The 14392-nt window shown below is 67.2% G+C and carries 15 protein-coding genes; 7 read left to right on the forward strand and 8 right to left on the reverse strand.

The features are described 5' to 3' along the window. A complete protein-coding gene (locus tag C7I84_RS15950) occupies window positions 1–480 on the forward strand; it encodes a tellurite resistance TerB family protein (protein WP_106773190.1) in 480 nt (159 codons plus the stop codon). Beyond that, a complete protein-coding gene (locus tag C7I84_RS15955) occupies window positions 473–1195 on the forward strand; it encodes a glutamine amidotransferase (protein WP_106773191.1) in 723 nt (240 codons plus the stop codon). The genes C7I84_RS15950 and C7I84_RS15955 overlap by 8 nt, the downstream gene beginning before the upstream one ends. 9 nt (window positions 1196–1204) lie before the next feature. Here the strand turns inward: C7I84_RS15955 and C7I84_RS15960 are convergent, their stop codons facing one another. The 7 genes from C7I84_RS15960 to C7I84_RS15990 all read right to left on the reverse strand — a co-directional run bounded on the left by C7I84_RS15960 (window position 1205) and on the right by C7I84_RS15990 (window position 7666). Next, window positions 1205–1423, reverse strand: coding sequence for a hypothetical protein (locus tag C7I84_RS15960; RefSeq protein ID WP_133170106.1), 219 nt, complete (start codon window positions 1421–1423; stop codon window positions 1205–1207). An 83-nt stretch (window positions 1424–1506) separates the two neighbouring features. Next, on the reverse strand, window positions 1507–2196 hold the full coding sequence (gene phoB, locus C7I84_RS15965) for a phosphate regulon transcriptional regulator PhoB (protein ID WP_106773193.1): 690 nt from the start codon (window positions 2194–2196) through the stop codon (window positions 1507–1509). Between the two features lie 12 nt (window positions 2197–2208). Then, window positions 2209–2916 (reverse strand): phosphate signaling complex protein PhoU, encoded by a 708-nt coding sequence (gene phoU, locus C7I84_RS15970; RefSeq protein ID WP_106773194.1) that lies wholly within the window; start codon window positions 2914–2916, stop codon window positions 2209–2211. A 22-nt stretch (window positions 2917–2938) separates the two neighbouring features. Beyond that, a complete protein-coding gene (gene pstB / locus C7I84_RS15975; protein WP_106773195.1) occupies window positions 2939–3763 on the reverse strand; it encodes a phosphate ABC transporter ATP-binding protein PstB in 825 nt (274 codons plus the stop codon). Between the two features lie 15 nt (window positions 3764–3778). Continuing rightward, entirely contained in the window at window positions 3779–5095 is a 1317-nt protein-coding gene (gene pstA, locus C7I84_RS15980) for a phosphate ABC transporter permease PstA (RefSeq protein ID WP_106773196.1), read from the reverse strand. Further along, a complete protein-coding gene (gene pstC / locus C7I84_RS15985; protein ID WP_165816098.1) occupies window positions 5092–6552 on the reverse strand; it encodes a phosphate ABC transporter permease subunit PstC in 1461 nt (486 codons plus the stop codon). The genes pstA and pstC overlap by 4 nt, the downstream gene beginning before the upstream one ends. An 88-nt stretch (window positions 6553–6640) precedes the next feature. Next, window positions 6641–7666, reverse strand: coding sequence for a PstS family phosphate ABC transporter substrate-binding protein (locus tag C7I84_RS15990; protein ID WP_106773198.1), 1026 nt, complete (start codon window positions 7664–7666; stop codon window positions 6641–6643). 213 nt (window positions 7667–7879) lie between these two features. Here C7I84_RS15990 and C7I84_RS15995 point away from each other — a divergent pair, with 213 nt between their 5' ends. Then, a complete protein-coding gene (locus C7I84_RS15995; RefSeq protein WP_106773199.1) occupies window positions 7880–8695 on the forward strand; it encodes a hypothetical protein in 816 nt (271 codons plus the stop codon). Window positions 8696–8709: 14 nt separating this feature from the next. Here the strand turns inward: C7I84_RS15995 and C7I84_RS16000 are convergent, their stop codons facing one another. Further along, window positions 8710–9564, reverse strand: a complete 855-nt coding sequence (locus C7I84_RS16000; RefSeq protein WP_245428458.1) for an AraC family transcriptional regulator — start codon at window positions 9562–9564, stop codon at window positions 8710–8712. A 187-nt stretch (window positions 9565–9751) separates the two neighbouring features. Between C7I84_RS16000 and C7I84_RS16005 the strand changes: the two genes are divergently transcribed. The 4 genes from C7I84_RS16005 to C7I84_RS16020 all read left to right on the forward strand — a co-directional run bounded on the left by C7I84_RS16005 (window position 9752) and on the right by C7I84_RS16020 (window position 14371). Continuing rightward, on the forward strand, window positions 9752–10528 hold the full coding sequence (locus C7I84_RS16005) for a phytanoyl-CoA dioxygenase family protein (RefSeq protein WP_106773201.1): 777 nt from the start codon (window positions 9752–9754) through the stop codon (window positions 10526–10528). 134 nt (window positions 10529–10662) lie between these two features. Beyond that, window positions 10663–11685, forward strand: coding sequence for an ABC transporter permease (locus C7I84_RS16010; RefSeq protein WP_106773202.1), 1023 nt, complete (start codon window positions 10663–10665; stop codon window positions 11683–11685). 34 nt (window positions 11686–11719) lie between these two features. Further along, window positions 11720–12688: a sugar ABC transporter substrate-binding protein gene (locus C7I84_RS16015; protein ID WP_106773203.1), complete on the forward strand. Its 969-nt coding sequence runs from the start codon at window positions 11720–11722 to the stop codon at window positions 12686–12688. A gap of 165 nt (window positions 12689–12853) precedes the next feature. Continuing rightward, on the forward strand, window positions 12854–14371 hold the full coding sequence (locus C7I84_RS16020; protein ID WP_106773204.1) for a sugar ABC transporter ATP-binding protein: 1518 nt from the start codon (window positions 12854–12856) through the stop codon (window positions 14369–14371). The last annotated feature ends 21 nt before the right edge of the window (window positions 14372–14392 follow it).

Here is a 14392-nt window from a genome sequence, read left to right on the forward strand (position 1 = left end):
ATGCTCGAACGCATGATCTCCTTCCTCAAGGAGCTGCCGCGCAACGGCGGCACCGCCGCGCGCGGCGACGATCCGCGCGTCGCCGCGGCGGCGCTGATGTATCACGTGATGGATGCCGACGGCGTGCGCCAGGACGCCGAATGGGACCGCATCAAGCAGCTGCTCGGCGAAACCTACCACATCGGCGGGCGCGAGCTCGACGATCTCGTCAATGCCGGCGAGAGCGCCGAGCACGAGGCGATCGACCTCTACGCCTTCACCAGCGTGCTTAACCGGCATCTCGACGACGAGGGCCGCATCACCTTCATTCGGCTGATGTGGGACGTCGTTTATGCCGACGGCGTGCTGCACGAGCTCGAGGACAACACGCTGTGGCGGGTGGCGGAACTGCTCGGCGTCGACGGCCGCGACCGCGTCCTGGCGCGGCAGGACGCGGCACGCAAGGTTCCAGGAGCCAAGGGCACGCCATCGAATGAGTAGGCTGGGGGCGGACGCCGGTCGACCGCGCGTCCTCGTCGTGCTGCATCAGGAAACATCCAGCCCCGGGCGGGTCGGCCACATGCTGATCGAGGCGGGGTTCGAACTCGACGTCCGGCGGCCGCCGCTCGGCGACGCGCTGCCGGAGACGCTTGTCCACCATGCCGGCGCCGTTGTCTTCGGCGGGCCGATGAGTGCCAACGATCCCGAGGATTTCGTCAGGCGCGAGACCGACTGGCTGGCCGTGCCGCTGAAGGAGAACCGTCCCTTTCTCGGCATCTGCCTCGGCGCGCAGATGCTGGTCAACCATCTCGGCGGCAAGGTCGAAGGCCACCGCGACGGGCTGGTCGAGATCGGCTGGTATCCGCTCAAGGCCACCGACGACGGCAGGAAACTGATGCACTGGCCGGAGATGGTCTACCAGTTCCACCGCGAGGGCTTTTCGCTGCCTTCCGGCGCCTCGCTGCTGGCCACCGCCGAGCACTATCCCAACCAGGCCTTCCGCTACGGCGACAACGCCTGGGGCATCCAGTTCCATGCCGAGCTGACGCGGGTGATGATGCACCGCTGGGTGGTGCGCGGCGCGCACCGCTTCGAGCTGCCGGGCGCGCAGCCCGGCCGCGACCATCTCGGCGGCCGCATGGTCTGGGACATGCACCTCAAGCGCTGGCTGGCGGAATTTCTCGAAACGGTGTTCGGAAAACCGGAGGTCGGCTGACCGCGAGCCTCAATGCTCGGTAAGCGCCTCGTTGAGCAGGTCGAGATCGACGTAGAAATAGCGCACCAGGCAGAGCTGGACCTCTTCGGCGTCGAAGCCGTGGCTCCTCAGATAGGAGACCGATTCGTAGATCGCCCGCCGGTCGACGAGCTTGGTCTTGATGCCGCCCTGCGCCTCGATGAAGGCGTCCATCTCGGCAATGTTCCGGTGCTTTGAAAGTGTCTGCATGTGTGCCCCCACATCACACGCACAAGTTTAGCGAATCGTGGATAACAAAATACTAACGATTGCGCGAGCGGTTCGTTGGGGGGCTATTCGTCGCTGATGGCGTAGCCGGCGCCGCGCACGGTGCGGATGACGTCCGGCATCCGTCCGTTGTTCACCGCCTTGCGCAGCCGTCCGACATGCACGTCGACCGTGCGCTCGTCGATATAGATCGTCTCGCCCCAGACGTTGTCGAGGAGCTGTCCGCGCGAAAACACCCGGCCGGGATGCCGCATCATGAATTCGAGCAGGCGGAACTCGGTCGGGCCGAGCCTGATCTCGCTTTTCTTGCGGTAGACGCGATGCGATTCGCGGTCGAGCACGATGTCGCCGACCTTGAGCACGGAGGACAGCACCTCCGGCTTGGCGCGCCGCAGCAGCGCCTTCACCCGCGCCACGAATTCCGGCGTCGAGAACGGTTTTACCAGGTAATCGTCGGCGCCGGTGGCCAGGCCGCGGACCCGGTCGCTCTCCTCGCCGCGCGCCGTCAGCATGATGATCGGCAGCCGCTCGGTCTCCGGCCGCATCCTCAGCCGCCGGCACAGCTCGATGCCGGAGAGCGCCGGCAGCATCCAGTCGAGCACCAGCAGGTCCGGCACGTTCTCCTGCAGCCGGATCTCGGCCTCGTCCCCGCGCGCGACGACCTCGACCTGGTAGCCTTCGGTCTCCAGGTTGTAGCGCAGGAGCACGCCCAGCGGCTCCTCGTCCTCAACCACCATGATTTTTGGAGCGATCATCGCGCCTCGCTTCTACTCGGCCAGCACGGTCGTCGCCGTCTCGTCCTGCTTCGGCCGGTTGGCCGGAAGCTGCGAGCCGGTCAGCACATAATAGGCGTTCTCGGCGATGTTGGTCATATGGTCGCCGATGCGCTCGAGATTCTTGGCGCAGAACAGGAGATGCGTGCAGGCGGTGATGTTGCGCGGATCCTCCATCATGTAAGTGAGGAGCTCGCGGAACACCGAGGTGTATTTGAGGTCGATCTTCTCGTCGTCGACGCGAAGCGTCCGCAGGTCCTCGGGCTTGCGCGCCGCATAGGCGGCGATCACGCCCTTGATCTGCGCCAGCACCAGCGTCGCCATGTCGTCGATGCCGTGCGACAGGCCGCGCGGCGTCGAGCCCTCGCCGACCGCGCCGACGCGCTTGGCGACGTTCTTGGCGAGGTCGCCGATGCGCTCCAGGTCGCCGGCCATGCGGATGGCGCCGAGCACGGCGCGCAGGTCCTGCGCCATCGGCTGGCGCTTGGCGATCAGCGTGATGGCGCTGTCGTCGATCTCGCGCTGCTTGGCGTCCATCACGGCGTCTTCCGAGATGATGCGCTGCGCCGCCGCCGCGTCGGTATGGAGCAGCGCGCGGATCGCATCGCGGACCATCGAGGCCGCCAGGTCCGACATCTCGCGGATCAGCTTGTCGATGTGCTCGAGATCCTGGTCGAAGGAGGAGACGGTATGTTCGCCCATTGCGGCTTTCCTCAATACCCACTCAGCCGAAGCGGCCGGTGATGTAGTCCTGCGTGCGCTTGTCGTCGGGATTGGTGAACATCTTGTCGGTGGCACCCTCCTCGACGAGGTAGCCCAGATGGAACATGGCGGTGCGCTGCGACACGCGCGCCGCCTGCTGCATGGAATGGGTCACGATGACGATGGTGTAGTTCTGCTTGAGCTCGTCGATGAGCTCCTCGACCTTGGCCGTGGCGATCGGGTCGAGCGCCGAGCACGGCTCGTCCATCAGGATCACTTCCGGCGACACGGCGATGGCGCGGGCGATGCACAGGCGCTGCTGCTGGCCGCCGGAAAGCCCGGTGCCGGGCTCGTTCAACCGGTCCTTGGCCTCGTTCCACAGCGCCGCCTTCTTGAGGCTCGACTCGACGATCTGGTCCAGTTCGGCCTTGTTCTTGGCGAGCCCGTGGATCTTCGGTCCGTAGGCGACGTTCTCGTAGATCGACTTGGGGAACGGGTTGGGCTTCTGGAACACCATGCCGACGCGGGCGCGCAGCTCGACCACGTCGATCTTCGGGTCGTAGACGTCCTCGCCGTCAAGCGTGATCTTGCCGGTCACGCGGGCCGAGTCGATGGTGTCGTTCATGCGGTTGAGGCAGCGCAGGAAGGTCGACTTGCCGCAGCCCGACGGGCCGATCAGCGCCGTCACCTGGTTCTGCCGGACGTCGAGGTCGACGTCGAACAGCGCCTGCTTGTCGCCGTAGAAGACGCCGACCTTGCGGCCCTGCATCTTGATCACTTCGTTGGGCTTCGCAGTCATACCGCCGCTCACCGCCTCTTCGAGTTTCTCTTGGCTCATGATGTTCATGATATCTGCCCCCGTCTACCAGCGTCTTTCGAATCGCCGGCGCAGCACGATTGCGGTGATGTTCATCGCCATGAGGAACACCAGCAGGATGATGATGGCGCCGGACATGCGCTCGACGAAGGCGCGCTCGGCCTCGTTCGCCCACATGTAGATCTGCACCGGCAGCGCCGTCGCCGGATCGAGCGGCGTCTTCGGATAGTCGGCTACGAAGGCCACCATGCCGATCAGCAGCAGCGGCGCGGTCTCGCCGAGCGCGCGGGCGAGCCCGATGATCGTGCCCGTCAGGATGCCGGGCGTGGCCAGCGGCAGCACGTGCTGGAACACGGTCTGCGTCTTGGAGGCGCCGAGCCCGAGCGCGGCCGAGCGGATCGACGGCGGCACCGCGGCCAGCGCGGCGCGCGTCGCGATGATGATGGTGGGCAGCGTCATCAGCGTCAGCACCAGGCCGCCGACCAGGGCCGCCGAGCGCGGCAGGCCGAGGAAGTTGATGAAGACGGCGAGGCCGAGCAGGCCGAACACGATCGACGGGACGGCGGCCAGGTTGTTGATGTTGACCTCGATGATGTCGGTGAGCCGCGTCTTCTTGGCGAATTCCTCGAGGTAGATCGAGGCGGCGACGCCGATCGGCAGCGCCAGCAGCAGCACGATCGCCATCATGTAGAGCGAGCCGATGATCGCGACGCCCATGCCGGAGGTCTCGGGCCGGCTCGAGGCGCCGTAGGTGAACAGGCCGGTGTTGAACTTGCCGGCCATCGCCCCTTCGGCGCGCAGCTGGTCCATCCAGCCGATCTGCCGGTCGGAGACCTTGCGGTTGCCCTCGGCGACTTCGAGGTCGATCTGGCCCTTGAAGGCGGAGTCGAGATTGGCGCCGGCGAGCACCCAGACGTCGCGCGTCGTGCCGATGAGGGACGGATCGGCGACGACCATGTCGCGAAGCTGCGTGCGCACGCCGTCGGAAACGAACCCCCGCAAGGCCGCGATCTGCGGCTTGTCGTCGAGTGCGATTCCCAGCTTCTGGGCCAGCGCGTCGCGGGCAAGCTGCGGATAGTTGGCCTTCACCAGCACGCTCGGGTCGGTGTCGCGCCTGTCCTGCGGGTCGATGACCTGCGCGTCGAAGGTGATCGGCAGCAGGATCGAGGTCTGGAGGAAGGAGGTGTAGCCCTTGCCGATGATCGAGGCGAGCATCACCACCAGGAAGATCAGGCCGACCGAGATCGCCGCCAGGCCGTACCAGCGGAAGCGCCGCTCGGCGGCATAGCGCCGCCTGAGCCCGATGTCGCGGCGCGGCGGCGCCGAGGCGATGGGGAGGCTGCCGATCGCTGCGTCGGTCATTCGTACTGCTCCCGGTATTTGCGCACGATGTAGAGCGCGACGATGTTCATGACGAGCGTGACGGCGAACAGCGTGATGCCGAGCGCGAAGGCGACCAGCGTCTGCGGCGAGTTGAATTCGAGGTCGCCGGTGAGCTGGTTGACGATCTTGACCGTGATCGTCGTCATCGCCTCGAACGGATTGAGGGTCAGGTTGGCGGCAACGCCCGCCGCCAGCACCACGATCATCGTCTCGCCGATGGCGCGCGAGGCGGTGAGCAGGATGGCGCCGACGATGCCGGGCAGCGCCGCCGGCAGGATGACCCGCTTGATCGTCTCGGAGCGCGTCGCGCCGAGCCCGAGCGAGCCGTCGCGCATGGCGCGCGGCACCGCGGTGATGATGTCGTCGGAGAGCGACGACACGACCGGGATCAACATGATGCCCATAACGAAGCCGGCGGTGAAGATCGACTGCGCCTGGATGAAGGGCGAGCCGCCGGCGAGTGCCGCGCTGAGGTCGCGCAGGAATGGCCCGAGCGTCACCAGCGCGAAGATGCCGTAGACGATGGTCGGGATGCCGGCGAGCAGTTCGAGCGCCGGCTTGACCACGGAACGCACGCTGCGCGAGGCGTATTCGGCCATGTAGACGGCCGACATCAGGCCGACCGGAACGGCGACCAGCAGCGCCACGAGCGCGATGTAGAGCGTGCCGGCGAGCAGCGGGATCAGGCCGAACTGGCCGGCCGAGTCGGTGGCGCCGGCGGCAGCGAAGCGCGGGTCCCACACCGTGCCGAAGAAGAAGCCTGCGGGCGGCACGACGGAGAAGAAATGGAAGGTCTCGAACAACATCGACAGCACGATGCCGACGGTGGTCAGGATGGCGATCATCGACGAGCCGAGCAGGCCCCACAGCACGACGCGCTCGACATTGTTGCGCGCCCTGGCCCGCGGCTGGATCGAGCGGATGCCGAGGGCGGCGCCGCCGAGCGCCAGCGCCAACGCCAGGACGCCGCCGGTCAGCCGCAGCGTGTCGCTGGTGCTGTTCGCCTCGGTGGCGATCGGGATCATGTAGTCCTGCGTGTCGGGTGCGAGCGCCGCGCCCTTGGCGGCGAGCGCCGGCTGCAGTTCGGCAAAGGTCGCAGGCAGGTTGTCGAGCGCCTGGGCGTCGAGTCGACGCAATGCGTTGGCGAGGCTCTTGACCATGCCCAGCGCCAGCGAGCGGCTGGCGATCGGGCTGTCGGCGGTCTGTTCGGGCAGCTGCGCTTCGACGTGGCGCTCCATATAGAGCGAGGAGCCGACGCTCCACACGATGATCAGCAGCAGCGCCGGCAGGGCGGCGAGCATGAATGCCCACCAGCCGTGATAGTGCGGCCGGGAATGCTGCTTCTGGGCCCCGCCGGTCTGCGCGGCGGCGCGCCCTCGGCCGATGATGTAGGCGGCCACGCCGATCGCAAGGACGATGGCGAGAAAATAGATCATCGGCATCAGCGGAAACCCCGGGCGCTTACGATCTCGAACCTGAAAAAGAGTGTCGCCGCGCGGTCGGGCCGCGCGGCGACATCGGATATTACATGGACTTGCCGGCGGTGAAGGCGTCGCGCTGTTCCTGGCGCTCGCCGTCCGGAGCGGCGACGAGGCCGTATTCGGCGAGAGGGCCTTCCGGGCCGACCATCTGGTCGTCGAGGAAGAACTCGACATATTCCTTCAGGCCCGGCACGACGCCGAGATGCGCCTTCTTCACATAGAAGAACAGCGGACGCGACACCGGATACTCGCCCGAGGCGATGGTTTCGGTCGAAGGCGTCACGCCGGAGACCGTCGCGACCTTCAGCTTGTCGGCGTTGTTCTCGTAGAAGGACAGGCCGAACACGCCGACGCCGGTCTTGTTCGAGTCGATGCGGGCGAGCGTCTCGGTGTAGTCGCCGTCGATATCGACCGCCTTGCCGTCCTTGCGGACCGCGACGCAGGCCTTGGTCACTTCCTTCTCGCCGACGCCGGCGGCCTTGACGGCCTCCTTGTCGCAGCCGGCCGCCATCAGCTTCTCCTCGAAGACTTCGCGGGTGCCGTGCTTCTCGCCGGGGATGTAGGCGGCGATGTCCCAGTCCGGCAGCGCCGGATTGACCTGGTTCCACTTGGTGTTCGGGTTGGCGACGAGCTTGCCGTCGACGACCAGCTGGGCGGCGAGCGCCTTGTAGAGGTCGGCCGGGGTCAGCGCCCAGTCCGGACCCTTGATGTCGGTGGCGAAGACGATGCCGTCATAGCCGATCTTGACTTCCTGGACTTCCTTGACGCCGGCGTCGACGCAGGACTTCAGCTCGTCCTCCTTCATCTTGCGCGAGGAGTTGGCGATATCGATGGTGTTCTCGCCGACGCCCTTGCAGAATTCCTTGATGCCGGCGCCCGAGCCGCCGGACTCGACGACGGGGGTCTTGAACTCGGTGAAGGTCTCGCCGAAGGACTCGGCGACGATCTTGGCGTAGGGCAGAACGGTCGACGAACCGGCGATCTGGACCTGGTCGCGGGCGGCGGCGTAACCGGCCGAGGCGGCAAGCGCCAGGACCGCAGCCGACGCTGTGAGGATAGCTTTCTTCATTGGGCCTGCTCCTGTCGAAAATTCGCTAAGACGCCTTGTTCAGCAGCGTCGTGGAGAGGCCATAACGAGCCTATGTAACAGTTGGATGACAGTTTCATGTCGAAAGCATAACCCCTGCCGGGCGACGGCGTTCCGCCCTTGCCGGCAGGCGGCGACAGGTTCATAGTTCATCCCGCGCATGCCGGTCGAAGCCTGGAAACGATCGAGGCTACCATGGGCGAGCAGGATCTGCAGGCCGTCAGGGACGCGGTCGCCAAGGCCAAGTCCGCGCTGGTCTTCGAGGACTGGAAGCCGGTCGTCCATGCCGTCAGCCGGCTGGCCATGCCGGACATGCTGAAGGCGCTGGCGGCGCTCAGCGAGAGCGATCGCGAGCTGCTGCTGCGCAACGCGCTGGCGATCTTCGGCAACACCATGTCCTTCCAGCGCATCGAGTTTGCCGCCGGCGTCATCGACAACCGGGAGATCTACGATCTCGGCCTGCTGCCGGATCAGGTCAATGACGGCCGCGAGTTTCTCGGCTGCACCCGGCTGGACGATACCGGGGTGCAGAACGCCATAAACGACGCGATCAACAAGGCGCCGGCCGCGATACGCGGCGGTGAAAAGGGCACCGAATGGGCGGCGCTGGCGGGCGAGGCCAATTCCTGCTGCGGCGCCTATTTCGTCGCCTGGAAGCCGATCCTGGTGGACCAGCGGCGCGTTCCCGGCGCGTCGCTGAACTCCAACCTCGCCGCCGCGGCGCACTATATGCTGTCGCGCTTCCACGTCTGCGCCGGCAAGGCGACCGTTTCGCAGATGCGCACCTTCATCGACGGCTACGATTCGAAGAAGCGCCTGGCGATCATGCGGGGCGACAAGGACCTGAAGTCGATGGCGCTCACCCAGAACCGCCCTTTTCCACCCGATTTCGCCATCAGGGCCTGGGCCTACAAGGGTGCCAGCGACGGCGAGGCGGACCGCCGGCGGTGCAACTCGAACACCGACACGCCCTACGTGTTCCCCGACATCAAGGGCGACGACCTGCCGTAGCCGTTCTGCGCCGGCTATGCTTTAGGCCGCGCCCCCAGTTCGCTGCGCCGCCAGGCGGCCGGCGCGATGCCGACCGAGCGCTTGAACTCGCGGCCGAAGTGATAGACGTCGCAGAAGCCGCATTGCTCGGCGATCTCGGCCAGGGGGGCGTCGCTTTCGACCAGCAGCGCCTGCGCGTGCATGAGCCGTTCCCGGATGAGCCACTGGCGCGGGCCGGTGCGCAGGTGCTTCCTGAACAGCCGCCGCGTCTGCGAATGGCCGAGGCCGGTCACCGCCGACAGGTCGGACGCGCTCCAGGGTAGGCCGAGATCGGCGCGCATGGCGCCGAGCGCGGCCGCCAGCGGCGCCGGAACGTTCTGCGCGGCGGTGCCGGCGAGCGCATGGTCGACCATGGTCAGGAACTCTGCGACGAACTGGTTCAGCCGCAGGTCGAGGCGGGCATCGCGGCCGCGCATCGCCACGAACAGCCGGTCGAACCACGCTGCCGGATTGGCGCTTTCTGCAAAGGCGACGCGGGGCGGTCCGTCGCCGAACAGCTTTGCACGCAGCGCAGCCGGGTCGGGGCCGTCGAGCCGGAACCACAGCACGGTCCACGGGTCCGCCGGATCGGCCATATGCGCATGCGGCGCCTCGTTGGCGATCCAGGCGAGCTGACCCGGGCGCACCTCCAGGCGCTGCCCGAGCGTCTCCACCGTGCCGCCGCCGGACAGGCAGTAGATGACGTCCTGGCCGGGATGGACGGCGCGCGCGACCCGGTAGTCGGGCGCGGCCGCGACCTTGCCGGCGCGCAGCACGCTGAAGGCGGTGCGCGTCCAGCCGGGCTCCGGAACATAGTGCAGGCTTTCCAGGAAAGTGGTCTTTTCCAGCATGCGCGTTTTATACAAAGACGCTGTCCCGTTTGTCCATTTCCCCATGCGCGGGCCGCGTCTAATGTCATCTTCGAGAGTTTGAGGACCTCGACGGTTCGGCGTCGAAATCCGGGAATTCCGGCGCCCGCGGCCATGGCTGGCGGGTGTCTTTCGGACCCAGCCGGACGTGCATGCCAGGGAGAGACCGATGCTCGCGATGAGCAAGCAGGAAGCCGAGCTATACGCTCGCGACGGATACATCATTCGCAAGGGGCTGCTGTCCGCCGAGGAGGTGCAGATCTTCCGCGACCGGGCCCGCGCCCAGCTCGAGGCCGAGAGCAAGGCCGGCGCCGTGATGGCGAAGGGCGACAAGGAGGGCAAGACCACCCTCCTGAAGATGTGGAACACGGCGGAAGACGACCAGTACGGCTTTCTCGCCCGCGACGAGCGCATGGTCGACCTCGCCGAGGACGCCATCGGCAAGCCGATCTATCTCTACAGCCACAAGATGACCATGAAGCAGCCCAACGAGGGCGGCGCCTGGGAATGGCACCAGGACTTCGGCTACTGGTACAATTACGGCTGCCTGGCCCCCGAGATGATGAGCATCTACGTGGCGCTCGACAAGGCGACGAAGGAGAACGGCTGCCTGCAGGTGCTGAAGGGTACGCACAAGCTCGGCCGCCTTAACCACATCCGCGAGAACGACCAGACCAATGTCGAGCAGGAGCATCTGGAGGCCGCGCTGAAGCGCTTCGAGCATGTCTATGTGGAGATGGAGGCGGGCGACGTGCTGGTGTTCGACGGCAATTTGCTGCACCGCTCCGACGCCAACCGCTCCGACACATATCGCTGGGGCTATATCTGCTCCTACAACGCCGTCGAGAACGCGCCGTTCAAGAAGGTGCGCGACTACGGCAACTACGACGAGATGAAGAAGGTGCCGGCGGGCACGTTCCTCATGGCCGCCGACAAGGCCGCCTGAAGACACGCGCGTAACCGGTCCGGCGGTGTTTCGGCCGGATCGCCAGGGAAGGATTTGGCGACGGCATCCTGGAGCCGCCGCCGCAAGGCACGGCGGCGCCGGCAGGTGTCCGCCGGACCCAACGGGAGGACGGAATGGCCGATACGGTCGGGACCGGCGCGCGTGCGCCCGCCATGGACCGCTTTTCGATGTCGAGGCTTCTGCGCGCACGCGAGACGGGCGTGTTCGTCGCGCTGGTCGCGCTGTGCCTGTTCCTGGCCTTCGCCACGGACGGCTTCCTGACCTCGGTGAACCTGCTCAACATCGGCCGCCAGATCTCGCTGCTCGGCATCATGGCCGTCGGCATGACCTTCGTGCTCATCTCCGGCGAGGTGGACCTGTCCGTCGGGTCCACCTACGCCTTTTCCGGCCTGGCCGCCGGCATGCTGATCATCGCCGGCTGGCCGCTGGCGCCGGCGCTGATCGTCGGCCTGCTCACCGGCATGGCGATCGGCCTGATCAACGGCGTGCTGTCGACCTATGGCCGGCTGCCCTCGCTCATCGCCACGCTCGGCATGCTGTCGATGGTGCGCGGCGCCGCGCTCATCCTGACCAACGGCCAGCCGGTCACCGTCAACGTGCGCAACGGCGCCGACGCGGGCGTGCTCGAGACCTTCGCCTTCATGGGCCAGGGCTACCTGTTCGGGGTGATCCCGATGCAGCTCGTTTTCTTCATCATCGTGGCCGCGCTCGCCTGGGTTGTGCTGTCCTACACCAATTTCGGCTTCAAGGTGTTCGCCGTCGGCGGCAGCGCCAAGGCGGCGCGAGTGTCGGGCATTTCCGTCAACACGGTCAAGATCTGCGCCTTCGTGCTGATGGGCCTGCTCGCCGCCTTCGCCGGCATCCTCAGCCTCGCCTTCCTGCCGAGCGGCCAGGCCGGACGCACCGGCCTCGGGCTGGAGCTCGACGTGATCGCCGCCACCATCGTCGGCGGCGCCTCGCTGTCGGGCGGCGAGGGCACCATCCTCGGCACCATCCTCGGCGTGCTCATTATCGGCGTCATGCGCAACGGCCTGGTGCTGATGGGGGTGTCGCCCTTCGTGCAGGAACTGATGATCGGCCTGGTCATCATCATCGCAGTCGGAATCGACAAGTGGACGATGCGCCGAAGGGCATGAAGCCAGGGCGCAATCAAAAAAGGGAGGACTATCCATGAAACTCAGACACGTCATCCTGGCAGCGGCGCTCGGCCTGCTGCCCCTGCAGGCGAGCGCCGAATCGAAACTCGCCGACTTCCCGCTCGCCGAGCGCATCAAGGCCAAGGTCGATGCCGGCCAGCCGCTCGACATCTACGTCTCCTACCACGACGTCTCCAACGAGTTCGCGCCCTTCATGAAGGCCGGCGTGGCGCGCGCCGCCGCGGAGGAGAAGGTCAACGCCAGCTTCATCGGCCCGGTCGGCGCCGATGCCGACGGCCAGATCAGCGAGATCGAGACGCTGATGGGCAAGATGGACGGGCTCGCCATCTCCTCGGTCTCCACCGACGCGCTGGCGCCGCTGATCGACCGCGTGCTCGCCGCCGGCATCCCGGTCGTCACCTTCAACACCGACAATCCGGATTCCAAGCGCCTCGCCTTCGCCGGCCAGGACCTGGTGCAGTCGGGCCGCGAGGCCGGCAAGCTGATGGCCAAGGTGCTGGGCGGCAAGGGCAAGGTGATGATCACCACCATCGACGCCGCCGCGCAGTGGTCGATCGACCGCGAGACCGGCGCGCGCGAGGCGCTCAAGGCCGAGCCCGGCATCGAGGTGATCCAGACGCTCAACACCGGCACCGACCCGCAGAAGATCTATTCGGCGATCGAGAACGCCATGCTCGCCAATCCCGACCTGACCGGCGTGCTGTCGCTGGAATGCTGCTCGACGCCGGCCGCCGGCACCTGGGTCGAGCGCAACAAGGCCGCCGACAAGGTCAAGGTGGTCGGCTTCGACCTGCTCGACCAGACCGTCGGCCTCGTCGAGAGCGGCGACATCCAGGCGACCATCGACCAGGCGCCGGAAAAGCAGGGTTTCGCCGCCGTCGACCTGCTGGCAAAATTCGTCAAGGGCGAGCCGATCGCCGACGTCGACACTGGCGTCGGCATCTACACCAAGGAGAACATCGCGGAGGTGGCGAAGAAGTAGCGCCGGCCTTGCGCCCCCTCCACCGCCTCCGGCGGTCCCCCTCCCCCGTAAACGGGGGAGGATCAATGTCGCGGCCGGCCGCGATGCTGGATCCTCCCCTGCGGAGCGGGGGAGGGGGACCACGCGAAGCGTGGTGGAGGGGGCGCCGAAACATGTGATCACGCCATGACCCATCCATCCTCCCAGGACGCGATCGTCAAAATCTCCGGGGTGACCAAGCGGTTCCCCGGAGTGCTTGCGCTCGACCGCATCTCCATCGACTTCCGTCCCGGCGAGGTGCATGCCGTCATCGGCGAGAACGGCGCCGGCAAATCGACGCTGATGAACATCCTGGCCGGCGACCTGCAGCCGGACGGCGGCGAGATTTTCGTCGACGGCAAGCCAACCGCCATCGCGACGCCGCTGGTCAGCCGTGCTGCGGGCATCACCGTCGTCTACCAGGAGCTGGCGCTCTGCCCGACGATGAGCGTGGCCGAAAACATCATGATGTCCGACATGGCGGCGCGCTCCGCGGTGTCGATCGTGCCGCGCGACACCATGCGCGCGGAAGCGCGCGCCGCGCTGGCCCGGCTCGGCATGGCGCGGCTCGATCCCGACACCAGGGTGGGCCGCCTGTCGGTCGCCGAGATGCAGCTCGTCGAGATCGCCCGCGCCATCCGCCAGAACGCCCGCCTGCTGGTGCTCGACGAGCCCAATTCGGCGCTGTCCAAGCGCGAGAGCGAACGCCTGTTCGAGGTGGTGCGGCAGCTGCGCGCCGAGGGCGTCACCGTCATCTACGTCTCGCACCATCTGGCCGAGGTGCTGGCGCTCGCCGACCGCATCACGGTGATGCGCGATGGCCGCACCATCGAGACGATCGCCAATGACGGCGTGTCCGAGGACCGGCTGATCCGCGCCATGGTCGGGCGCGACCTCGATGCCGCCACGCAATGGTCGCTGCAGGCCGAAGGCCGCTCCGCCGGCGCCGCCGTCGCGCTGTCGGTCGAAAACCTGACGGCGCCCGGCCTTAGCGACGTCAGCTTCAGCGTGCGCGCCGGCGAGATTCTCGGCATCGGCGGCCTGCCCGATTCCGGCAAGGACGGGCTCGGCGAGGCGCTGTTCGGCCTGGTCGAACGCAGCGGCCGGGTGACGATCGACGGCCGGGAGCTGCGGCCGGGCGATCCGCTGGCGGCAATCCGCGACGGCATGTCGCTCGTGCCGGCCGACCGGCGCGGCGCCGGCGGGCTGCTGTCCATGAGCGTCGCCGACAATGTCGTCTCCGCCTCGCTGCCGCGCTTCTCCATGGCCGGCTTCCTGCGCCGCGGCGCCATCCGCCGCGAGGCGCGCGCCCAGGTGGCGCGGCTCGACGCCCGCATCTCGCATCTCGGCCAGCGGCTGGGCACACTATCCGGCGGCAACCAGCAGAAGATCATCCTCGGCCGCAGCCTGGTCACCAACCCGCGCGTGCTCGTCCTGCACGAGCCGACGCGCGGCATCGACGTCGGCGCCAAGGCCGAGATCTATTCGATCCTGCGCGGCATTGCCGAGGAGGGCGTCGCCGTGGTCATGATCTCGTCGGAGATCCCCGAGCTGATCATGAATGCCGAGCGCGTGCTGGTGCTGCGGGCGGGGCGCATCACCGGCGAGCTCAGCGGCGCCGGCGTCAGCGAGGAAGCGATCCTGGCAAGGGCGATGGCGTCGTGAGATCGGAACGGACGCCCCCTC

The sequence above is a fragment of the Kumtagia ephedrae genome, from assembly GCF_003012745.1.
Taxonomy (GTDB): domain Bacteria; phylum Pseudomonadota; class Alphaproteobacteria; order Rhizobiales; family Rhizobiaceae; genus Kumtagia; species Kumtagia ephedrae.